This window comes from Pseudanabaena sp. PCC 9330, assembly GCF_055795045.1.
This window is the reverse complement of the sequence record NZ_JAYFES010000120.1, coordinates 238,622-259,430: the sequence shown is the minus strand read 5'-3', so window position 1 is coordinate 259,430 and position 20,809 is coordinate 238,622. Positions and strand designations below refer to the sequence as shown.

Here is a 20,809-nt window from a genome sequence, read left to right as displayed (position 1 = left end):
TTAGAACGCTGGCTCCCCACTTCTTCCTCCAATCCCTGAAACTACCGTACCACAAGCTTTTTAGCAGCTTTCAGCCAACTTTTGTCAGTCAACCAGGTTGAGGCCACCTGTGTTGGTGATGCAGATACTCTGAGCATGGCCGGTGCCCTTGTCGAGAGCAGACACCTTGAGAATGCCATCGGCATCAATCTCGAAGGAGACCTCAATTTGTGGTACCCCGCGTGGGGCTGGGGGAATGCCGGTCAGCTCAAACTTGCCGAGGCTTTTATTGTCGCGAGCCATGGCTCGTTCGCCCTGGAGGACATGAATTTCGACTGAGGTTTGGCCATCATTGGCGGTAGAAAATATCTGAGACTTGCTGGTGGGAATGGTAGTGTTGCGTTCGATGATTTTGGTAAACACCTCCCCTAGGGTCTCGATGCCAAGCGATAGGGGCGTAACATCGAGGAGCAGCAGATCTTTGACTTCGCCCCCTAGCACCCCAGCCTGAATAGAGGCACCCAGGGCGACGGCCTCATCGGGATTGACGGAGCGATCGGGTGCTTTGCCGCCGAAATAGGCACTGATCGCCTGCTGCACTGCTGGAATGCGGGTAGATCCGCCCACGAGTAAAATGCGGTCGATATTTTCAGCGCTGAGCTCGGCGTCTTTGAGGGCTTGCTTCACAGGCTCTAGGGTAGCCTGCACTAGCTCTGCCGCAAACTGATCAAACTGAGCCCGGCTGAGCGACATCTCTAGGTGCTTAGGGCCTGACTCATCGGCAGTGATGAAGGGTAGGTTGATGGAGGTAGACGGCATGTTTGACAGTTCAATCTTCGCCTTTTCTGCCGCCTCTCGAATCCGCTGAAGAGCCATGCGATCGGTGGAAAGATCAATCCCCTCCTGTTCGCGAAAGGCTGCGGTCATCCACTCGACGATGCAGTTGTCGAAGTCATCACCGCCCAGGTGGTTGTTGCCGGCGGTGGCTTTAACTTCAAATACCCCATCGCCTAGCTGCAAAATTGAGACGTCAAAGGTACCCCCTCCTAGGTCAAAGACCAGCACTACCTGGTCTTGATCTTGCTTGTCCAGCCCGTAGGAGAGAGCCGCAGCCGTGGGCTCGTTGATGATGCGCAGAACTTCTAGTCCCGCAATGGTGCCCGCATCTTTAGTGGCCTGTCGCTGGGCATCGGTAAAGTAGGCGGGCACGGTAATGACCGCCTGGGTGACTTCAGTACCCAGATAGGTCTCAGCGTCTTGCTTGAGTTTTTGGAGGATCATGGCGGAGATCTCTTGGGGCGTAAAAGCCTTGCCCCGGATCTGCACGTCGACAGTGTTGTCACGCCCGCTGACGCATACATAGGGTACGCGGCTCCGCTCCGTCTCAGTATCTTCCCAGCGACGACCAATGAATCGCTTAATGCTGTAGACAGTGTTTTCAGCATTGGTGACGGCTTGCCGTTTGGCCAATTGTCCTACCAGTCGCTCACCATTTTTGCCAAAGCCGACGATGCTGGGCACCGTGCGCCCGCCTTCGGTGCTGGCTATCACTGCGGGCTTACCACCCTCCAGTACAGCCACACAACTATTGGTTGTGCCTAGGTCAATACCAATTACTTTACCCATAGCCCAAGGTGCTCATCTGTAATTCAATCGTTCGCCGTCATTGTTCGCCGTCATTAGCTGAAGGCTGGCCAAAAACCAAACAGCATAGGCTGTTGGGTCTAGACTGCCCGCTTGTGGTCGGGAAGCGATCGCCTACCGCAAAAAATCTTAGAGGTAATCTGACGAGCATGGCCGACGGCACCGAGAATGTGCACCCAGTTGCATGGGTAATGCATTTACTTAGGGACAGCCATCGGTATTTCCGGAGTCACTATCACTGGCGTCATGCTCGGGGGGAGCCGCCACTTTGACCATAGCGTGGCGCAGCACCCGATCGCCCAGTTGGTAGCCCCGCACAAATTCTTCGATCACCACTCCCTCAGCGTGGTCGGCGGTGGGCTCACGCATCACTGCTTCATGCAAAAGCGGGTCAAATTCTTGGCCCTCTGCCCTCATGGCGGAGACGCCCAGGCGCTTCAGGGTTTCTACCAGCTGTTTGTAGACGCTCTGATAACTTTTGTGAATAGTCATCTCGGCTTCGGTTTGAGGTTTGATCTGCGATCGCGCTCGCTCGAAATTGTCGACTACAGGGAACAGCTCCGTAATAGTGTCTCCTTTGATCTGAGTCGCCAGGTCATCTTTTTCTTTACTGGTGCGCTTACGGTAGTTTTCAAAATCGGCGGCAATGCGCATTGATTGGCTAGCTCGATCTTCTAACTGAGCTTTTAAGCCGGCCACCTGCCGTTCTAGATCAGCCACTACATTAGCATCGGCTCCCTCATCCGCTGAGTCCTCAACCTCGGCGGCAACGGCTTCAACGACTTCATCAAAGTCAATATCGAGGGCAGCATCTTCGACGCTGAGCTCTTCAATGGCTTCTGGATCAGAAGATGGGGCTTGTTCGGCTTGGGAAATGTCGTCAACCATGCTGATACGTAACCTGACAGGTGAATGCAACAACTATCTTTTAGGATTCTACTCAAGTTGAAATCCTGTGGGTAGGCCACTAGCCTCCCTTGGGTAAGAGCAATCTGGTAAAAAACAGACGGTCTTTAGCCACTGCCTTCAATTCTATCGTGGATTGTGGGTTTCACCGCCGCCCCCTGCATTTCTCGGGGTGGTTCTCTCCAACTCGCCCAAAAGGATACTTCCTGAACCTCAAACATCATCCCCTAGCGTTATCGTGGTGCAGATAAATTGGATGAGGGTATCATCGAGACTACGGGGTCAACGCGGGTGGAGCTTGCGATCGCACTGAGAGAGATCTAAAGCTCTAAGGGTTCATTTAGAGCATAGAGCCTCCCTTGAGGGCATACTGCCTGCAAGCGATTGGGCTCAAGCCTGGTTATTCGGTATTTTGGCATCAGCGCTATGACTAACTCCTCCTCTAGACGGGCTTTGGTACTGCAACGGAGCTTTTCGCCCTTTGGCAACAAGCTCATCCAGGCAGGCTACATTGACTCCGAGCAAATGCAAAAGGCCCTAGCCGAGAGCCGCAAAACCGGTCAACTGCTGACCGACGTGCTCGAGTCTCTCACCGGCCAACAGCTCTCGCCTGAGCTACTGCGGCAGTACAAAAAACAGCAGCTGTTTGAGCTCAAGATTCTCTACGGTGTTGAGTCCCTTGATCCAGAGCTCAACGATATCTCTTCAGCCCAAATTGGCCACCTGATCGACACCCTGATCCCTGTCGATATTTGTCGCCGCCACCGCCTAGTGCCCTTATCTCAAGACGAAGGCGACGCACCATCGGTGCTCGTAGCCATGGTCGACCCCGAAAACCTAGAGGCCCAGGACGACCTCAACCGCATTCTGCGAAACCACAACCTGGCTCTCAAGCGCATGGTCATCACCGTTGAAGACTATCAGCGCCTGATCTCGACCTATCTAGACGAGGCCGTTGCCAAGCAGAAAAAAGAGGAGATGGAAGCCTCCGTTGACGTCAACGCCAGCCTTGAAGAACTGGACTTTGGCGAAGGCGGTCTAGAAGATGTCATTGACGAAGAGTCTGACCTGGGAGCCGCCCTCAAAGACGCCGATGCCGCTCCGGTCATCGCCCTAGTCAACAAGATTCTGGCTAAGGCTCTCCAAGAGGGGGTTTCTGATATTCACGTTGAGCCCCAGGAGGAGTATCTGCGGGTGCGCTTTCGCAAAGACGGAGTGCTTAAAGAAGCGCTGCCCAAAATGCCTAAGAAGATCATTCCTGCTGTCACAGCTCGCTTCAAAATTATTGCTGAGCTAGACATTGCCGAGCGTCGAGCACCCCAGGATGGCCGCATTCGACGGGTTTTTCAGGGCCGCAAAGTAGACTTTCGAGTCAACACTCTGCCCAGTCGCTGCGGCGAAAAGGTGGTGCTGCGGATTCTCGATAACTCGGCCACTCAGCTGGGTCTAGACAAGCTCATCACCGACCCAGACTCCCTGCGCATTGTTCAAGAAATGGCCTCTCGGCCCTTTGGCTTGCTTCTGGTGACAGGGCCTACCGGCTCTGGCAAGACCACCACCTTGTACTCGGTGCTGTCAGAGCGGAATGACCCCGGCATCAACATCAGCACCGCTGAAGACCCGATTGAGTACACCCTGCCTGGGCTTACCCAGGTGCAGGTAATTCGCGAAAAGGGCATGGATTTCGCCTCGATTTTGCGCGCCTTTCTGCGTCAAGATCCCGATGTGATTCTGGTGGGTGAGACCCGTGACCGGGAAACAGCTAAAACGGCCATTGAGGCGGCTCTTACTGGGCACCTAGTGCTCACGACCTTGCACACCAACGACGCCGCTGGTGCGATCGCCCGCCTAGACGAAATGGGGGTCGAATCGTTCATGGTCTCCAGTGCCTTGATTGGGGTACTAGCCCAGCGTCTTGTGCGTCGGGTCTGCACCGAATGCCGGGTTGCCTATCATCCCACCTCCGAAGAACTCGCCCACTTTGGTCTGGGCGTGAACGCCGAAGCTGACGTTACCTTTTACAAGGCCAACACCCTAACCGTTGAAGAGATCGCCGCCGCTAAAGCCAACAACACCCTCTGTAAAAAATGCGAGGGAGGTGGGTACAAAGGGCGAGTTGGGGTCTATGAGATTTTGCGGGTAACCGAGCGTCTGCAAAAACTGATCTCCGAAGGTGCTCCCACCGAACATATCAAGGAGGCCGCCGTAGAAGAAGGTATGCAGACGCTACTAGCCTACAGCCTTAATCTTGTCCGCCAGGGTCACACCACCCTAGAAGAGGTAGAGCGGGTAACCTTTACCGATACAGGGTTAGAGGCCGAACTAAAGGCCAAGCGCAAGGCTTCTCTCACCTGCTCCAGCTGCTCTGCTGAGCTACAACAGGAATGGCTCGATTGCCCCTACTGTCTCACCCCACGCTTCCAGGATTAGGTGCCGAATCTCCACCGCTTTGCAGGCAGATCGTCTCTAAGTGGGCATCTTGTAAGCAGCGCTAAGGGTTTCGGCACAGACTGCCGCTCCAAACTAGCTCTCGCTTGAGAGCAAAGTTCACATAAAGACAACAATTTCCCCCAAGTTTCTCCATTCCCAAGAGGTAGCCCTATGGAATTGATGATCGAAGACCTGATGGAAGAAGTGATCGAACGGGGTGGCTCTGACCTGCATCTGTCAGCAGGGTTGCCCCCCTACATTCGCATTAGCGGCAAACTTACTCCCACCGAACACGAACCCATGACCGCCGAGTCTTGTCAGCGGCTCATCTTTAGCATGCTCAATAACACTCAGCGCAAGCAACTTGAGCAAACCTGGGAACTAGACTGCTCCTACGGGGTGAAGGGGCTAGCTCGATTTCGGGTCAATGTGTATAAGGATCGGGGCACCTACGCCGCCTGTTTGCGGGCTCTGAGCTCCAAAATTCCTTCTATGGAGACCTTGGGCTTACCCAACATTGTGCGAGAGCTATCGGAGAAGCCCAGAGGGCTGATTTTGGTGACGGGGCCGACGGGATCTGGTAAATCAACCACTCTGGCGTCGATGATCAACAACATCAACCTGACCCGGCCAGAGCACATTCTCACCGTTGAAGACCCGATTGAATTTGTCTACGAGCCGATTAAGAGCTTGATTCACCAGCGCCAGATTGGGGAAGATACCAAGAGCTTTGCCAACGCCCTCCGCGCCGCCCTGCGGGAAGACCCCGATGTCATTCTGGTGGGTGAGATGCGTGACCTAGAAACTATTTCGCTGGCAATTTCGGCGGCAGAAACAGGTCACCTGGTCTTTGGTACCCTTCACACCAGTTCAGCCGCCCAAACTGTAGACCGGATGATTGACGTGTTTCCGCCGGAGCAGCAGCAGCAGATTCGGGTACAGCTGTCTGGGTCGCTGGTAGCGGTACTGAGCCAAACACTGGTGCCCAAGGCCAACCCTAAGCCCGGTGAGTTTGGTCGTATCATGGCCCAGGAGATTATGGTGATTACCCCAGCTATTGCCAACATGATTCGGGAAGGCAAAACGCCGCAAATCTATGGGGCCATCCAAACTGGGGGCAAGCTAGCGATGCAAACCCTTGAAAAAGTGCTGGCCGATCTGTACAAGGCCGGTACGATTTCCTTTGAGGCGGCCATGTCTAAGACCTCTCGGCCCGATGAGCTACAGCGCTTGATTGGGGGTGCCCCAGCCCCTGGTGCAGCCCAGCGTCAGGGGGCCGCTGCTGGTCGCCACTAGACCGTTGAGTCAATTAACGTCTCAGGGAAAGCTCAACCAAATGTCCTAGTCTAGGTCTAGGGAGCATGATCTCAGCTTTCCCTGACTCTGGGTATTGTGGGTAAGCAAAGACCAAAACATCCGCAGTACCTACAGAATAATTGCCGGTAAATTTAGCGGGTTCGTCAACCTGAACCCGTCGCTATAATTGCAGTACTTTAAACCAGTGAGCCCCTCGAGCTATGCCTACCTACGTTGCCATTGGTCGCGATACTAGCGGAGCCCAGCGCAAAGAGCGGATTTCTGCTGAGACCCCCGGTGATGCCCGCAACCTCTTAAAAGATAAGGGTCTCTTCGTAATGGACCTAAAGGAGGAAGCTGGGTTCAACTTGGATCTGGAGAGCATCAAAACCTCCATGACCAAGGTGACGGTGAAGGATAAGGCCATTTTTTCTCGGCAGTTTGCTGCTCTGGTTAACGCTGGGGTGGCTCTGGTTAGAGGGTTAGGGGTATTGGCTGACGATTGCTCTAACCCTAAGCTCAAGAAAGCCCTGATGGCTATCAATGCCGACGTGCAGCAGGGTACCAACCTTTCCGATGCCATGCGCAAGCATCCGGCCTGTTTTGACAACTTGTATGTGGCTTTAATTCAGGCTGGGGAAGTGGGTGGTGTACTCGACGAAGTACTGAACCGCCTGGCCAAATTACTTGAAGACTTGGCCCGGTTGCAGAACCAGATTAAGTCGGCCATGGCTTACCCCGTCACGGTGGGGGCTTTGGCAGTGATTATCTTCGTCGGTATGACGGTATTTTTGCTGCCGATCTTTGCCGATATGTTTGATGATCTGGGGGCTGAGTTACCCGTCTTTACTCAGGTCATGATGATGATCAGCCGGTTTTTGCGTAAGCCTTTGAACTGGGTAATTATGGTTTCGATCTTTTTTGCCTCAGGCTTTGCCTATCGGCGATACTACGCTACCCTCAATGGCCGCCGAGTGATTGACCGCCTTTCCCTCAAAATGCCCCTGTTTGGCGATCTGATTCAAAAAACCGCTACGGCTCGCTTTTGCCGCACCTTTGGGTCTCTCTCAAAGTCTGGGGTGCCCATTTTGACAGCTCTCGAAATTGTGCGTGACACCGCTGGCAATCAGGTGATTGCTGAGGCGGTAGACGATGCCCGTAGGGATGTGCAGGGCGGCGGCATGATTAGTATTGCCCTACAAAAGCACTCGGTGTTTCCGTCAATGGCCGTGCAGATGATCAGCATTGGCGAAGAAACTGGGGAACTTGACTCGATGCTGATGAAGGTGGCTGACTTCTATGAGGATGAAGTAGAGCAGGCGGTAAAGGCTCTGACTAGCGTGATGGAGCCGATTATGATTTTGGTGCTGGGGGCCATGGTGGGGTCGATTCTGGTGTCGATGTACCTGCCGATGTTTAAGATTATGGATGCGATTGGGTAGGGTGCGATCGCCAGTTCTCTGCCAGTCTTGCTATCCCCTGCTCTGTCAACTGTGATAGAGCAGGGGATAGTGATTTATGAGTTGTAGGACAACAAGCCGCCGCTCAAACGACGAATGGCACGTTGGGCGACTTCGGCATAGCTGATTTCACCACAAAATACGCTGGCCATGGTGAGGCTGCTGGAGGGGCGCTGAATTCCAACACGATAGGCCAAGGCCGGGGTCTGGTAGAACAGGTGGGCTAGGCGGCGGGCCCAGCGCATTTCATGGCCCCATTCTTGGTTCATCACCTGGCTGTAGGTTTTGAGGTCACTGTTGTTGGTTTCGAGGGCTTGGGTGACCGTTTCTGCCGCCTTCAGCCCACTAAAGATGGAAGGCCTAATGCCTTCTACAGTAAAGGGATCAACGACACAAGCCGCCTCTCCCGCCAAGACCGCCCGGTGGGTATGCAAATCCTGAAACCCGTTCCAGACAAAAATGGGGTGGCCGAACTGCTGCACTCTCTTAGTGTCCACCGCAAAGGTGGCGGCATAGTCAGCAACGGGCGATCGCAGATCTTGCTTGCGCTGCGGGCCAGTGCGAAACACCCCTCCACCGATGGAGTAGCCGTCGGCCTTAGGAAAGTTCCATAGGTAGCCCTGTTGCACTAGGCCCAGGTCAAAGTGCACCACAGGGTCGGCAGGCACAGCCAAGCGGGGCTCGGCTTCTAGGGCCGCCGCCAGTTTGTACCGGCGCGACGTAAAGCCTAGCCACTTGGCCATCGCCCCCCTTGCACCGTCTGCGGCAATTAAAAAGCGTCCCTCCACTGGGCCACGGCTAGTATTGACCTGCCAGTGATCTCCATGATTTTCAAGGCTCTGGGCTTTGGTTGCATCCCACAGGGTAGCGCCCTGCTTTTGGGCCTGTCGCACGATGAAGTAGTCAAATTCGTCGCGGCGCACCATCCATAGAGCATTTTTGGCGGGCAGCTCAGCTTCAACCGGATCGCCCAAGTTGAAGGTGTAGCGAACCTTGCGCACCTGGATGGAGATGGCAGGTGAAAAGTCAAAGTCGAACCACTGAGCCACCTGAGGCGATACACCGCCGCCACAGGGCTTGTAGCGAGGCAGCGTGGCGGCATCGATCAGTAGAACCTGGTGCCCGGCCTTGCTCAGGTGGTAGGCGGCGGTGGCTCCGGCGGGGCCTGCCCCGACAATAACGCAGTCGTAAAGAGTGCTGGCTAACATAGCGCTGGAATCCTTGATTTAGGTCTGCGGCTTTGGTCTGTCTTAGACCAGCCAGCAGGCCAGGGGAAATATCAGGTACTGAAGGAAAAATAGCTTCCAGATGAACTGATAAAACCTAGGGTAAGCCCGATTGGTTTGAGCATCTAGGGTTGGGCTACTGTGCAGTACTCGCTGACTCATCCACCACAGTAGGGCTAGGGCCAGCAGGTGCGACACGACCAAAAAGGAGCGGTTGACCCCGCTCAACCAGGGAGCTGCCAGCACCATGCCCAGATAGCAGGCGGTGAGAATGCCGAGGGCAATATTAAACACGGTGCGCTGCCCTAGTTGGAGCGATAGAGTACTGATGCCGTAGCGGCGATCGCCCTCAATGTCGGGAATGTCTTTAAACAGGGCGATCGCAATGCTGAATAGCAGAATGAACGTCGTCAGTGCCCAGACGCGGCTGGGAATAGTGGGGGGAAGCCAGAGGCGATCGCTGAAATGCAGAAACAGCCCTAGATTTACGATCGCACCGCGTACCGCCAAAATGCACACCGAGGCCCAAAAGGGGAACCGCTTGAGGCGGATCGGCGGCAGCGAGTAAGTCGTGCCAATGGCCAAACTCAGCCCCACGACTGCCAACAGCCAAGGGCCACCGATCACACCTAGAACTAGGGCTCCCAACCCCGCTAGCCCGACAATCCAGCGGCCATCGACGACAGAAAACTCGCCCGCTGCCAGCGGCAGATGGGGTTTGTTGATGCGATCGATAGCAATGTCTTCAAGCTGGTTGAGGCCGACAATATAGAGATTGCCAAGCAGGCAGGCGACCAGGGCGACGCCCACCGGACCTGCCCATCTACCGGCGGGGCTATGCCCTAGCCCTAGATCAGCGAGCACAATAGCGGCGATACCAAAGACGCTCAGGCTGGTGCCAATGACCGTATGGGGTCGCCAAAACTTCCATAGCGCATAAAGCCAATCTCGGGGAGATTGGTTAAAGCACAATCGATTTTCCTGGGCAGTCGATGTGGGTGACGGAGCAGCATTGGGCATAGGATAGGGGTAATCTTACAGCCGGGAGACTCAGTTCTTCAGCTTATCGGCTGATGGAGTGGTTATTGGCATTTTTAACCAGACTGGGCGAATTTTTAGGTTTGGCTTAGTCATCGGCGATTTTGCCCCGCATCGCCTCAATATTGAGCCAGGTGATGACCACCCCGGCCACGGGCACCGCTAAAAACAGCCCTAGCACTCCAGCTACCGTAGCCCCTACCATGAGCGCAAAAAACATTACCACCGGGTTAATATCTAGCGAATCTTTCATCACGTAGGGAAGCAGCAAATTTTCTTCGACCTGCTGCATGGCAACGCAGACTACCAACACTTTCAGTGCTAGCCATACACTTTGAGACAGCAGCAGCAGCGAAACCAGCCCGATGCCCAAGGTTGCGCCAACGCCCGGGATCAAGTCGAAAAGACCGACCATTAGGGCTAAGAATGCGGGATAGGGAACCCGGAGGATAGACAACACTACAAACGTAGAGACGCCAATGATAATACCGAGCAGCAACCGCCCCCAAAAGAAGCCGAGCAAATTTTTTTGAATGACCGTGTTAAACCGCTCCTTGTGATAAATTGGCAGGACATTGAGCAGCCACCACCAGATTCTGGCCCCATCCAGCATCATAAACAGCGTGACGACTGCAATCAAAATCACCAGCACCAGGTTTGCCAGGGTTGACTGAATTAGCCCCAGCCCCGTTGTCAGCAGCGTCGCGGCCTGACTTTGGAGTTGCGGTTCTAAACCCTGAATCTCAATGGGCAAGTTCCAGGTCTCTAACAGGCGCTCGACGCTGCCCAGCCAGGGGACGACCGAATTAGAAAAGTCTTGGAGGCTGAGGGCTAGCTGCTGTCCCTGGTTCACCACTGTTATACCCAACGTCAGGCAAAGACCACTGGCTAGCCCTAGGCAGGTGAGAAAAACCGTCGTGGCAGCTACCCCGCGCGGCATCCATCGGCTCAGCCAGGTAGCTGGGTAGTTAAGCAAAAATGCCAAGATCGTAGCGGGAACAAATACCACCACCAGAATCTCAAAGTAGACCAACAGTCGAATGACTGCCCAGCCGCTGCCAAACAACAGCAAGAAGCGCACCAGTCTATGAGTGCTTAGGGTCTCCCAGAGGGTGCTTGCCTCTTTGACTTCGGCCAGAGGCGCTGTGGCTGATTTAGGCTCCTCAGTTTTCATGGGTAGGGGTTGCTTGCACCAGGACGAAGGGCTGCACAATCAGTGAGTAAAACTGCTTTGTAGCAGATTGATCCCACACTTCTAGCTGCAAGGGCGAGGGCTTGGTAATGAGCTCTTCGGCAATCCAGTGATTGACGGCGGCGGTGTTGTCAGTGGCGATCGCCACCCCCACCTCAACTAAATCTAACCCCGGGTCGACCACGACCACAGCGCCTCGGTTGGCATGGGGGCTGATCCAGGCCCAGTCGGCGGGGGCCACCATTTCTGAGAGTTCGTGCTTGAGGTCTTGGCTCATGGGAGAGGGCGATCGCGGGATGGTTACAGGCTACCAGATGGGAAGGGTGGGGAGTGCGTTAGCGACCTAGATCGTGGAGGCGATGGATTTCAGCGGCGCATTGGGCGGTGATGGCCTCTAGCCCCTCGCGGTCGGTGGAGGGGGGCGGCGCGATCGGGTTGCCTATGCGAATGGTAAGCGGCACAGAGCGGGGAACAGAAGCACCCTTTTTGAAGATGCGGTGGGTGCCCCACAGGCTAACGGGCAGCAGCGGAGCCTGGGCCTTGGCGGCGATTAGCGCAGCGCCAATTTTAGGCTCGGGCACGCGGCCATCGGAGGTGCGGGTGCCCTGGAGAAAAATGCCTACGGCCCAGCCCTGGTCGAGCTGTTTGAGGGCTTCGCGGATGGCGCTGCGATCGGCACTACCCCGCTTTACCGGGTAAGCCCCGTAGAGGCGAATGGCCTGGCTCAGCACCGGCACCTTAAATAGCTCTTCTTTGGCCATGTAGGAGACGGGGCGGCGCACTGCGGCGGAGAGTAGGGGGGGGTCAAAGTCGCTGGCGTGGTTTGCCACCACGATTAGGGGGCCAGCCTTGGGCACCTGATCGGCCCCGTAGACCCGGCCCCGAAAGTAAAGGCACAGCACAGGGCTGACCACCGACCATTTGAACAGGTGGTACCAGATCAGGTTGACGGGGGGTTCGCGATCGCGGCTCATCGGTGATCAATTTTGGATTTGCGATTTTGGATTAAAAACCCCTAGCTGTAATCCGTAGGGTGGGCACCGCCCACCATGGGGGAAACGCTGGGAGAGATGATCTGAACAGATTCAGGAGAATGAAGCATTCCTATGAGCCAAATTGTTCTACCTGTTCCAGCGTCCCCACATTGACCAGGGCCAGTTCTTTGCTGGTGCGTTTGGTCAGCCCGGTGAGTACGTTGCCCGGCCCCACTTCGACTACCGTGTCGATACCCAGTGCTGGCAAAGCCAGGGTGATTTCACGCCAGCGCACTGAGCCGGTCATCTGCTGCACGAGTCGCTGCTTGAGGATAGCCCCGTCGATGGCAGGGGCTGGATCGACGTTGGAGAGGACGGGTATCTGGGCAGTGGCAAAGGCGATCGGCTCTAGCACTGCCTCGAAGGTGGCCGCAGCATCGGCCATCAGCGGTGAGTGAAAAGCGCCGCTAACGTTGAGCTTCACTGCTCGCTTGGCTTTTACGCTCTCCATCACTGCTGTTACCGCTGCGGGAGTACCTGAGATCACCACCTGGCCCGTGTTGTTGTCGTTGGCCAGCACCACACCGGGGGTCGCTTCAATTTTGGCCGCCAGCTCATCGGCATCAAAGCCCAGTAGTGCTGCCATCATGCCGTCAGAGGCTTGGGCCATCAGCTCTGCCCGGCGCTGCACCAGGGCCAACCCGGCGGCAAAGTCAAAAACTCCAGCGGTGTAGAGAGCCACGTATTCGCCCAGACTGTGGCCTGCTACTGCGGCGGGCTGGTGGCCCTGGGCCTTGAGCAAGTCGGCAAGAATGCTTTCTACCACGTATAGGCAGGGCTGGGTGTAAAGAGTATTGGAGACTTTGTCGTCGGCATCTTGCACCACATCGAGCACCGACCAGCCGAGCACCGACTCGGCCTCGGCAAAGCGCGCTTGGGCCAGGGGCAGCGTCGCTAGATCTACCCCCATGGCGATCGCCTGCGAACCTTGGCCAGGAAACACCCACGCTGCATTTGTCATACTATCTGTTATCCCCTTTTACTCTGCGGCGTCACGCTCCACCGACTAGGGTACTAAGGCTAACCCTAGCAGCGGGAATAGATGGTAAAAGCCATCGTTACAATGCCTTACTGTCTCACAAAATGTTCATGCTCATGCGCTCGGTTGCCCTATGCCCACCCCCCTAATTGAGTTTCGCCAGTTGCAGAAAGTGTATGGCGCGGGCAACACTGAGGTGCGGGCGCTGTGGAATGTGAACCTAGCCATCTACCCCGGCGAGTACTGCGCCATTATGGGGCCGTCTGGGTCGGGCAAATCGACCGCCATGAACATGATTGGCTGCCTCGATCGCCCCACCGCCGGACAATATTTTTTCGATAACCAGAATGTGGCTACCCTGGAGGACGACGAGTTAGCCCACATTCGCAACCAGAAAATTGGCTTTGTCTTTCAGCAGTTTCACCTGCTGCCTCAGCTCACCGCGCGAGAAAATGTCGAGCTGCCGATGATTTACTCGGGGGTGCGCAGCGAGGAGCGCCGCCAGCGGGCCACCGAGGCGCTAGAGCGAGTGGGGCTGAGCGAGCGCGTCAACAACAAGCCCAACCAGCTCTCTGGTGGTCAGCAGCAGCGAGTGGCGATCGCGCGGGCGATCGTCAACAATCCTCTGCTGTTGCTAGCTGACGAACCCACTGGTGCCCTCGACACCCACACCACCGCAGATGTACTGAGCATCTTCGCCGATCTCCATACTGTCGGCATCACCGTCGTCATGGTCACCCACGAGCCCGATGTGGCCCGGGCCAGCCAGCGCATTGTCTGGTTTAAAGATGGCGAAATTCTCAACGACCACCTCAGCCCCGACGATCTCGCTGCGTCGATCGCGATTCGAGCCTAGCCATCGAGGCCAAAGGCTTGGGCGGGCGGGAGCTGGAGCAGGCTGAGGAGGCCATCGAGCATGTATTGCACCGCCAGTGCTGCCAGCAGCACCCCCAGCACCCGAGTGACCACGTTGATACCGATCTGGCCCAGCACCTTGGCCAGGGGCTGTGACAGCAGCAAAAACATATAGCACAGTACCAGTACCACCGCCGCAGCGGCCAGCACCACCGTCACCCCCAGGTAGTAGTTGGCCGACTCCCGCGATAGCACCAAAATGCTGGCCAAGCTGCCCGGCCCGGCAATCAGCGGAATTGCCAGGGGAAAGACGCTCACATCCTTTTTTTCTTCGGCTTCTAGTGCTTCGGCCTCGGTTTCACGCTCTTGGTGCACAAAAATCATGTCGAGGGCGATTTTGAACAGCAGCACCCCCGCTGCGATCTGAAATGCTTGCAGGCTAATGCCTAGGTTGTGCAGTACGTAGGCCCCCGTCAGCCCAAAGGCCAGCAAGATACCCGCAGATACTAAGACGGCGCGGGTGGCAATTTGACTCTGCTCGGCCTCGGGGCGATCGCCCACCAGAGCCAGATACAGAGGTGCCAGCCCCACTGGGTCGATCACCACAAACAGGGTCAAAAACGCTTTGGCAAACAGCGGCAAAACAATGGGCATAGACTCGCCTGCAAAACTGCCTCAAATCTAGCGCCCTTCTAGCTGGGTAGCTCACCTCATTACCCCACTCCCTAGCCAAATTCTTTTTTCATCAAAATTGCTTCGGCCTGGTAACCCAGGCGGTGGTAGAGCGCCTGGGCCGCTGCGTTATCGCTAAACACCTGGAGGGTGATTTGCCGATGCCCCTGCTGCTGCGCCCAGCCGTGGCCCACCGCCAGCAGGGCCGTGGCAATGCCTCGCCGCCGATGATCAGGGGCGACGTACAGCAGCAAAATGTAGGGGTGTAGCACCCCGCTGCGCTGGTCGGTGGCTAGCCCCAGCCACAGGGCAGCGATGGGGGCTAGAGTGCCCTGAAGCGATACCCACCACAGGGGGGTGGCGGGACCAAGGTAGCGATCGACAGTAGCGGCAATGTGGCCCAGGGGCTGCTGGGGGGCTAGCTCGCCGTAGGTGCGCTCCATAAACTTGACCAGGGTGGCGCGATCGAGAGACGAGCCCGATCGCAGGTCGTAACCCAAACGTTCTAAAGCCTGTCTCTCGCCTCTATCATTCACGGTATTGAAGCTCTCAAGTTAAAACGCTAGCGAGGCTGCCTTACCATAGCGAAAATCTCTGATGGAATCGCGAGCGTTTTGATTGAATCCTATGGCCAGCTAGGGTACTCTCCCCAGGCCTCATCGCCTGGGCGCGCTGAGGCCTGGGGTTGGGGGGGCTTATACTAAATCTTCCTTGGCTACCCCCGATTCAGCAGGACAAACAACCGTTTGCCCCTACGGTTCGGCCTTTTAGGAATCGGGGTTATGGGACTCGGATTTGGGATTGCGCCCCGTGGCCTGTCCACAGAGGCAGCATCAACAAAACGCCCTGCCTAATTTTAGGCAGGGCGGTACAGCAGTGATTTACTTGTCTATGAACAATGAAAAACTAGCCTAGAACGTCAGCTGCGCCTGCATATTAAAGAGAAAGATGTCAGGGTTAGTGCTGAAGTTGTTAGGCTGAATAATCCAGTAGGCAGAGGGCATGAGGGCAATGTTACGACTGAGTGGGTAACGGTAGGACACCTCGATTTCCTGCTGCCTCCCGCCGTCGCCAGCCCCCGAAACTAAAAATTGCCGACCATTGATCACGCTGAAGGGCACCACGTAAGAAATCGTCCCCTGGGCACCCTCTTTAAACAGGTCAGGGAAGGCCACCCCCACCTGGAATGACTGAGCGTCGATATTGCCTAGACCAGCTCCACTAATGGCTGAGGTCAGGCCAACGCTGCCGTAGCTATAGCGGCCAAACAGCCCTAACCAGTTAAGGGGAGTCCAGTCAAAGTTGACCAGGAAGGTATCGGCAGGGGCGTTGGTCAGTGGCCCACCAACCCCGTCGTCGGCAAAGCCGTAGATCGGTTCGCTGAAGGTGCCGCCGATCTGCCCAACCCCGTTGGGCATTAGGTTAGATCGGGTGTACAGCAACCGCAGGTTGAAATTGTCAAAGGGTCTGACCCCAATCTGGCCGGTTAGAGTGCTGGTACCACCAAACAGGCCCACACTGGGGTCGCTTGGGGCCTTTGTCCCACCGATAAATTCGGTGTTTTCGGCGAGGTAGCCCACCCGTACATCGAGCCAGTCGGTCACGTTCCAAACGGCGATCGCCCCTGTGCCCCGGTCAACAGCGTTAACCTGGGTGCCGCCGCTAGAGTTAAAGGTGTTGGCTCCGTTCACAAAGAAGGTGTAACGGTTGTTGTCAAAGTAGGAGTACCAGTTGATGCGAGGGCCAATGTCTACGGTCAGGTTGTTCCCGATCGGAAAGGCATAGCTCAGTTCCCGCACATAAACGCTAAAGTCTTGGCCGCTAGGTACCCCAGATTGAAAGGTAAAGGGGGTGCCAAAGGTGTTGAACAGACCCGCTGAGCCATAGAGGTTGGCAGGGGAGGTGCCGCTGCCGGTGACCATCTGCAGCTTGAGCCGGTCGGCCCCGCTGAAAGATGTGTCAAAGTTGAGCCACAGCAGACTACCAACGGTGGTAGCAGGGTTTCGGGCAATGGTGCGGGTTTGGGGTACGCCCCCGACCCGAGGCCCCGTGGCAAATATGCTAACGCCTTCAGCAAGAATATCGCCGCCAGTGAAACCACCACCGATGTGGGTAAACACCTGGCCCCGCAGCTTGGTTACCGTGGAAAACTGCTGAGCCCGCAGCTGGGCCGTTTCGGCCTCAAGCTGGTCAATCCGACCGCCCAGGGAAGCCAGCTCTACCGCAAACTCTTCCTGAAGCCGGCGAATAGTGGCTAAGTCTTCTTCAGAGATGCCTGTGTCTAGGGTGCTTACAATCACATCTAGACAGGCATTTAGGCCAGCGGCAAACTCAAATCGAGTCAAGGAACGTTGGCCCCGAAAGGTAACGTCAGGATAGCCCTGAATACAGCCGTAGGTTTCTACCAGGTTGCTGAGGGCTTGAAATGCCCAGTCAGAGGGCAATACGTCTGAGAAGTCTGTTACCCGTGTGACCTGGGCCAGGTCACTGGCCGGGGCCGGTTGAACTGGGGCTTCGAGGTCTAGGGCCGCCTCAAGGTCGCTAAATCGAAGAGCAGAAAAGGCTTCATCGTTGCTTGCAGCGCTTACCCCCGCCTCGGCTGCCGTTACCGGGTTCAGCTCATTCCCTAGAGGTTCAGCTACCGGAACTTCGGCTTGGGGAACCATGGCCTCAGCCAAGAGGGGCATGGGGTCTAGGTTGGCCGCTGGGGAAGGTGCCGTCGGATAGAGTCGATCGGCTCCGGCCTCAATGAGAGGCTCGGCAAGGGCAGAAACTAGCCCACGATCGCTGCCAGCCTGACCCTGGGCACGGAGTTCTTCTGAGGCCGTGGCTGGGGTGGTGACAGACAGCAGCGATGCTGCCAATATTAGGCAAAAGCGCCCATTGAGCAATAGCGAGGGGCGCTGAAATACTCCCTGCTTAAACTTTTTAGACATATCGAAATCCTCACACCAAAAACCTCAACAGTGGGAATTTAGCAGAGTATTAAAGGCGACATTATAGCCCCATGAACACTTTTCTAAAGTTATCGGCCTGCGGGGCAATATTTTGCTGTTTTCTGCGCGGCGATCGCGCTTTTTTGACCATGGCTAGAGCCCTCAGAAGTTTGTTGTGAGCTAATCGCTAAAACAAAAACCGAAGACGCTCATGATCAAAATCACAAACGTCTCCGGTCACCTTAGTCAAAAACTACTTAAGGCGGAGTAGATGCTTTAATCGCTAGGCTTCAGACATCTCAGCAGCGGGAGTTTCACGTCTCACCTTAGGGCGGCCAGGGAGAAATGTATTCAGCAAAATCGCAGTCAAACCGCCGGTAGAAATGCCCGAAGAAAATACGTTTTTGATCAGCGGTGGCTTATCGGCAAAAATTTCTGGAGCATAAACCACGCCCAGACCCAGCGCCAGCGTTACAGCCACAATCACCGTAGAGCGACGATCGAGTCCTGTAGAGGCCACAATATTGAGACCTGCCACTGCGATAGAGCCAAACATAACCAGGGTAGCCCCACCCAATACAGACTGAGGAATCACCTGAAAAATGCCGCCTACAATGGGCACTAGCCCGAGGACAGCGAAGATACCGGCTACATAGAAACCTACATAGCGGCTGCCCACCCCGGTCATTTGAATGACACCGTTGTTTTGGCTAAAAGTAGTGTTGGGAAAGGTGTTGAGCAAGGCGGCGATCGCCGAGTTGACCCCATCGCCCAGCACACCACCCTTAATCCGCTTGAAGTAGATAGGGCCAGACACTGGCTCTCCAGAAACTGCGGAGGTGGCAGTTAGGTCACCGACTGTCTCAATAGCGGTGATGACGTAGAGAATAATGAACGGAGCAAAAGCCGCGAAGTTGAAGTCTAAGCCGTAGCGCAGGGGCAACGGAAGGCGAATTAAAGGCAGACTGCTAAGGGAACTAAAGTCAACCAGGCCAAGCACGATTGAAATGATGTAGCCAACAATCAGGCCAATGGCGATCGCCCCCATCCGCAGAAAACGGTTGGTAGAGAGGGTGAGGAAGACTACGATGGCCAGCACCAAGCCGCCTAGGGCCAGGTTCTGAGTACTACCAAAGGTCTCGCTCTGAACCGCCGCAGCGCCTCCAGCAAAGCTAAACATGCCGGTCTTAATCAAGCTCAGACCGATAATCATGACTACAGAACCCGTCACCACAGGGGTAATGATCTCTTGCAACAAATGTAGAAATCTGCTGAGGATAATCTCGACCGCAGAGCCGAAGAAGCAAACCCCAAAAATCAGCGCCAGAGCCTGCTCAGGAGTGCTGCCTGAGGCAATGGCAGCGGTGCCGACCCCGATCACCGGGCCTAGGAACGCAAAGCTTGTGCCCTGCAAGCTCAGCAGCCCTGACCCAATTGGGCCAAACTTTCGACACTGAATAAATGTGCAGATGCCACTGGCAAATAGCGACATACTGACAATAATGCCAGTGGTTTCAGGGGTTGTGCCGAGGGCCGCGCAAATTAGCAAACCAGGGGTAATAATGCCAACAAATGCGGCGAGAACGTGCTGTATCGCCACAAAAAAAGCTTCCCCTACGGGAGGCTTGTCATATAAGCCGTAAAGCAGTTGTGATTTTAAACCGTCAGCCGTAGCTGGTGGCTCCTGCTCAACGGTGTCGCCATAGTCTGCCTGTGCCATACGCCCTCCGTGTGTGGTTCTCTAGAAAAGCTTGATGTCTCCGATTTAACAGAGAATTGCAAGCAACCTCAAAGTTTTTTGTTTTAGACGATACAAAAAGCTGCTCTACAGCTACAAAAAGAGGTTTTACCATGCCTCTTCCCCATAACCATTGATTGACCGGGTTCTAAAAGCCCGTTGGACACAATCAATATCTGCATGCGGTGTACTGTATGCAACACTTGGGAGAGACTTTAGGAGAAAACCATGAAGAGTTCTGTAAGCCAAGGCACAGGACGAGCCATCGGGCGGCTATTTAGCCCCTGTGAAGCCGGGTTCATTCTGCCAGCGGGCTAGGAGAAAGAGTATTGGCAATCACAAAATGCTGCTAAGGCTGCCGTTACGATGAGGCATCGAACAGTAATGATTGCGGTGCTAGTACTGAGAGATGGAGAGGCATTGAGCAACCTGGGAGCTAAAGCTGATGACTAAATGGTGGGGGCGAGGTTTGCTGTGGCTTGTGGCTTTGCTAATGCTGCTGCCCATTTCCTCCGCATGGGCCGACAAGGCTGTTGAGCCACTGATATTTAACGCCGATGATGGGGCGATCGCCGTGATCTCCCTCTATGAGACTGACCCCATCACCCAGGCCGACGCCATCAAATCGTTTTACAAGCTCACCAAGTCGTTTTACAAAACCATTCCTGGCTTCTACGGGCTGGCTTTTTTCTCCAGTGACGACGGAGCCAGGGTTGTAGAGTTTAGCCAGTGGAAAGATCAGCCTAGCTATGAGGCCTTTCAGGCTTCGCTTGCCAGCGACACCGCCAGCAAAGACTACACGAAATACTACGAACAGTACGCCAGTGCCAAGGGAGGAAAAGGCACCAAGGGCAAGGCTAAAGAGGAGGAGGCTAGCTTGGGAGAGCCCCTTTTAACCGCCGCCTATGTGATAGACCAGGTAGTGTCGCCGCCAGGTATGTTAGCGGCAATTCCTGCCAGTATGGCGCTGGTACAGATCAGCGAAATTGCCACCGATACTTCTGAACATCAGGCCGATCTCATGGCCGCCGCCCAGGCAGCTCTGAGCAGCCTGCCTCAACTCTACCCTTCCCCCCGCACGACGGTATTGCTCAAGGGGATCGACAACCACCACATTGCCCTCTTGGCGAACTGGGGTAACGCAGGTGAGTTTAGCGATCGCAGCCAGGTACCCCAAATTGCGCTGGCAGTCACTCCGGCGGAGGCAGATGTCGATGCTGATTCAGATCTGGAGGCACCAGAGTTGACATTCACAACCGACAGCCACCTCTACCAAACCGTTAAAGTCATCACGCCCAAAACCGAGAAGTATGGCAAGGGATAGGATCGTCAACTCTGCTACCGACAGCGGGCCGATGACCCTCCATGATGGCTGAGTCTTCATAAATGACGGCCTTTGGGGCTTGGTGTTAGAGGTCATAGAT

Annotated in this window: 16 protein-coding genes and 1 pseudogene; 5 read left to right on the top strand and 12 right to left on the bottom strand. The window is 55.5% G+C overall.

The annotated features are described in order from the left end of the window. Positions 1 to 96: 96 nt before the first annotated feature. Both dnaK and grpE read right to left on the bottom strand, forming a co-directional pair. A pseudogene (gene dnaK / locus AC0QKW_RS25990) lies at positions 97 to 1,605 on the bottom strand (molecular chaperone DnaK); the annotation flags it as partial. 219 nt (positions 1,606 to 1,824) lie between these two features. Then, entirely contained in the window at positions 1,825 to 2,511 is a 687-nt protein-coding gene (gene grpE, locus AC0QKW_RS25985; protein ID WP_473154024.1) for a nucleotide exchange factor GrpE, read from the bottom strand. A gap of 444 nt (positions 2,512 to 2,955) precedes the next feature. Between grpE and AC0QKW_RS25980 the strand changes: the two genes are divergently transcribed. From AC0QKW_RS25980 to AC0QKW_RS25970, 3 genes are all read left to right on the top strand, one after another. After that, on the top strand, positions 2,956 to 4,959 hold the full coding sequence (locus AC0QKW_RS25980; protein ID WP_473154023.1) for a GspE/PulE family protein: 2,004 nt from the start codon (positions 2,956 to 2,958) through the stop codon (positions 4,957 to 4,959). A 171-nt stretch (positions 4,960 to 5,130) separates the two neighbouring features. Continuing rightward, a complete protein-coding gene (locus AC0QKW_RS25975; RefSeq protein WP_473154022.1) occupies positions 5,131 to 6,255 on the top strand; it encodes a type IV pilus twitching motility protein PilT in 1,125 nt (374 codons plus the stop codon). 221 nt (positions 6,256 to 6,476) lie between these two features. Next, on the top strand, positions 6,477 to 7,697 hold the full coding sequence (locus tag AC0QKW_RS25970; RefSeq protein WP_473154021.1) for a type II secretion system F family protein: 1,221 nt from the start codon (positions 6,477 to 6,479) through the stop codon (positions 7,695 to 7,697). 74 nt (positions 7,698 to 7,771) lie between these two features. Here the strand turns inward: AC0QKW_RS25970 and AC0QKW_RS25965 are convergent, their stop codons facing one another. From AC0QKW_RS25965 to fabD, 6 genes are all read right to left on the bottom strand, one after another. Beyond that, positions 7,772 to 8,923, bottom strand: a complete 1,152-nt coding sequence (locus AC0QKW_RS25965) for a geranylgeranyl reductase family protein (protein WP_473154020.1) — start codon at positions 8,921 to 8,923, stop codon at positions 7,772 to 7,774. Positions 8,924 to 8,965: 42 nt separating this feature from the next. Continuing rightward, complete coding sequence (locus AC0QKW_RS25960; RefSeq protein WP_473154019.1) at positions 8,966 to 9,961, bottom strand: homogentisate phytyltransferase; 996 nt, start codon at positions 9,959 to 9,961, stop codon at positions 8,966 to 8,968. Positions 9,962 to 10,067: 106 nt separating this feature from the next. Beyond that, on the bottom strand, positions 10,068 to 11,153 hold the full coding sequence (locus tag AC0QKW_RS25955; protein ID WP_473154018.1) for an AI-2E family transporter: 1,086 nt from the start codon (positions 11,151 to 11,153) through the stop codon (positions 10,068 to 10,070). Further along, the gene (locus AC0QKW_RS25950) at positions 11,143 to 11,448 is read right to left on the bottom strand and encodes a DUF2288 domain-containing protein (protein ID WP_473154017.1); all 306 of its coding nucleotides are present in this window, start codon (positions 11,446 to 11,448) and stop codon (positions 11,143 to 11,145) included. Before AC0QKW_RS25950 ends, AC0QKW_RS25955 begins: the two co-directional genes overlap by 11 nt. A 58-nt stretch (positions 11,449 to 11,506) precedes the next feature. Then, complete coding sequence (locus AC0QKW_RS25945; protein WP_473154016.1) at positions 11,507 to 12,145, bottom strand: lysophospholipid acyltransferase family protein; 639 nt, start codon at positions 12,143 to 12,145, stop codon at positions 11,507 to 11,509. Positions 12,146 to 12,275: 130 nt separating this feature from the next. Further along, positions 12,276 to 13,166, bottom strand: a complete 891-nt coding sequence (gene fabD / locus AC0QKW_RS25940; RefSeq protein ID WP_473154015.1) for an ACP S-malonyltransferase — start codon at positions 13,164 to 13,166, stop codon at positions 12,276 to 12,278. A gap of 151 nt (positions 13,167 to 13,317) precedes the next feature. On the opposite strand from fabD, the gene AC0QKW_RS25935 reads away from it, so the two are divergent. Then, entirely contained in the window at positions 13,318 to 14,040 is a 723-nt protein-coding gene (locus AC0QKW_RS25935) for an ABC transporter ATP-binding protein (RefSeq protein ID WP_473154014.1), read from the top strand. Here AC0QKW_RS25935 and AC0QKW_RS25930 read toward each other — a convergent pair. The 4 genes from AC0QKW_RS25930 to AC0QKW_RS25915 all read right to left on the bottom strand — a co-directional run bounded on the left by AC0QKW_RS25930 (position 14,037) and on the right by AC0QKW_RS25915 (position 19,367). Continuing rightward, positions 14,037 to 14,693 (bottom strand): MarC family protein, encoded by a 657-nt coding sequence (locus AC0QKW_RS25930; protein WP_473154013.1) that lies wholly within the window; start codon positions 14,691 to 14,693, stop codon positions 14,037 to 14,039. The two genes, AC0QKW_RS25935 and AC0QKW_RS25930, sit on opposite strands and share 4 nt — an antisense overlap. A 71-nt stretch (positions 14,694 to 14,764) precedes the next feature. Continuing rightward, a complete protein-coding gene (locus AC0QKW_RS25925; protein ID WP_473154012.1) occupies positions 14,765 to 15,247 on the bottom strand; it encodes a GNAT family N-acetyltransferase in 483 nt (160 codons plus the stop codon). 375 nt (positions 15,248 to 15,622) lie between these two features. Next, positions 15,623 to 17,647: an iron uptake porin gene (locus AC0QKW_RS25920; RefSeq protein ID WP_473154011.1), complete on the bottom strand. Its 2,025-nt coding sequence runs from the start codon at positions 17,645 to 17,647 to the stop codon at positions 15,623 to 15,625. A 283-nt stretch (positions 17,648 to 17,930) separates the two neighbouring features. Beyond that, on the bottom strand, positions 17,931 to 19,367 hold the full coding sequence (locus tag AC0QKW_RS25915) for a uracil-xanthine permease family protein (RefSeq protein ID WP_473154010.1): 1,437 nt from the start codon (positions 19,365 to 19,367) through the stop codon (positions 17,931 to 17,933). A 463-nt stretch (positions 19,368 to 19,830) separates the two neighbouring features. On the opposite strand from AC0QKW_RS25915, the gene AC0QKW_RS25910 reads away from it, so the two are divergent. After that, on the top strand, positions 19,831 to 20,709 hold the full coding sequence (locus AC0QKW_RS25910) for a hypothetical protein (RefSeq protein ID WP_473154009.1): 879 nt from the start codon (positions 19,831 to 19,833) through the stop codon (positions 20,707 to 20,709). Positions 20,710 to 20,809: the final 100 nt, after the last annotated feature.

Coding starts and splice junctions, on each gene's coding strand:
- grpE (WP_473154024.1), bottom strand. CDS start 2,511: ATGGTTGACGACATTTCCCAAGCCGAACAAGCCCCATCTTCTGATCCA.
- AC0QKW_RS25980 (WP_473154023.1), top strand. CDS start 2,956: ATGACTAACTCCTCCTCTAGACGGGCTTTGGTACTGCAACGGAGCTTT.
- AC0QKW_RS25975 (WP_473154022.1), top strand. CDS start 5,131: ATGGAATTGATGATCGAAGACCTGATGGAAGAAGTGATCGAACGGGGT.
- AC0QKW_RS25970 (WP_473154021.1), top strand. CDS start 6,477: ATGCCTACCTACGTTGCCATTGGTCGCGATACTAGCGGAGCCCAGCGC.
- AC0QKW_RS25965 (WP_473154020.1), bottom strand. CDS start 8,923: ATGTTAGCCAGCACTCTTTACGACTGCGTTATTGTCGGGGCAGGCCCC.
- AC0QKW_RS25960 (WP_473154019.1), bottom strand. CDS start 9,961: ATGCCCAATGCTGCTCCGTCACCCACATCGACTGCCCAGGAAAATCGA.
- AC0QKW_RS25955 (WP_473154018.1), bottom strand. CDS start 11,153: ATGAAAACTGAGGAGCCTAAATCAGCCACAGCGCCTCTGGCCGAAGTC.
- AC0QKW_RS25950 (WP_473154017.1), bottom strand. CDS start 11,448: ATGAGCCAAGACCTCAAGCACGAACTCTCAGAAATGGTGGCCCCCGCC.
- AC0QKW_RS25945 (WP_473154016.1), bottom strand. CDS start 12,145: ATGAGCCGCGATCGCGAACCCCCCGTCAACCTGATCTGGTACCACCTG.
- fabD (WP_473154015.1), bottom strand. CDS start 13,166: ATGACAAATGCAGCGTGGGTGTTTCCTGGCCAAGGTTCGCAGGCGATC.
- AC0QKW_RS25935 (WP_473154014.1), top strand. CDS start 13,318: ATGCCCACCCCCCTAATTGAGTTTCGCCAGTTGCAGAAAGTGTATGGC.
- AC0QKW_RS25930 (WP_473154013.1), bottom strand. CDS start 14,693: ATGCCCATTGTTTTGCCGCTGTTTGCCAAAGCGTTTTTGACCCTGTTT.
- AC0QKW_RS25920 (WP_473154011.1), bottom strand. CDS start 17,647: ATGTCTAAAAAGTTTAAGCAGGGAGTATTTCAGCGCCCCTCGCTATTG.
- AC0QKW_RS25915 (WP_473154010.1), bottom strand. CDS start 19,367: ATGGCACAGGCAGACTATGGCGACACCGTTGAGCAGGAGCCACCAGCT.
- AC0QKW_RS25910 (WP_473154009.1), top strand. CDS start 19,831: ATGACTAAATGGTGGGGGCGAGGTTTGCTGTGGCTTGTGGCTTTGCTA.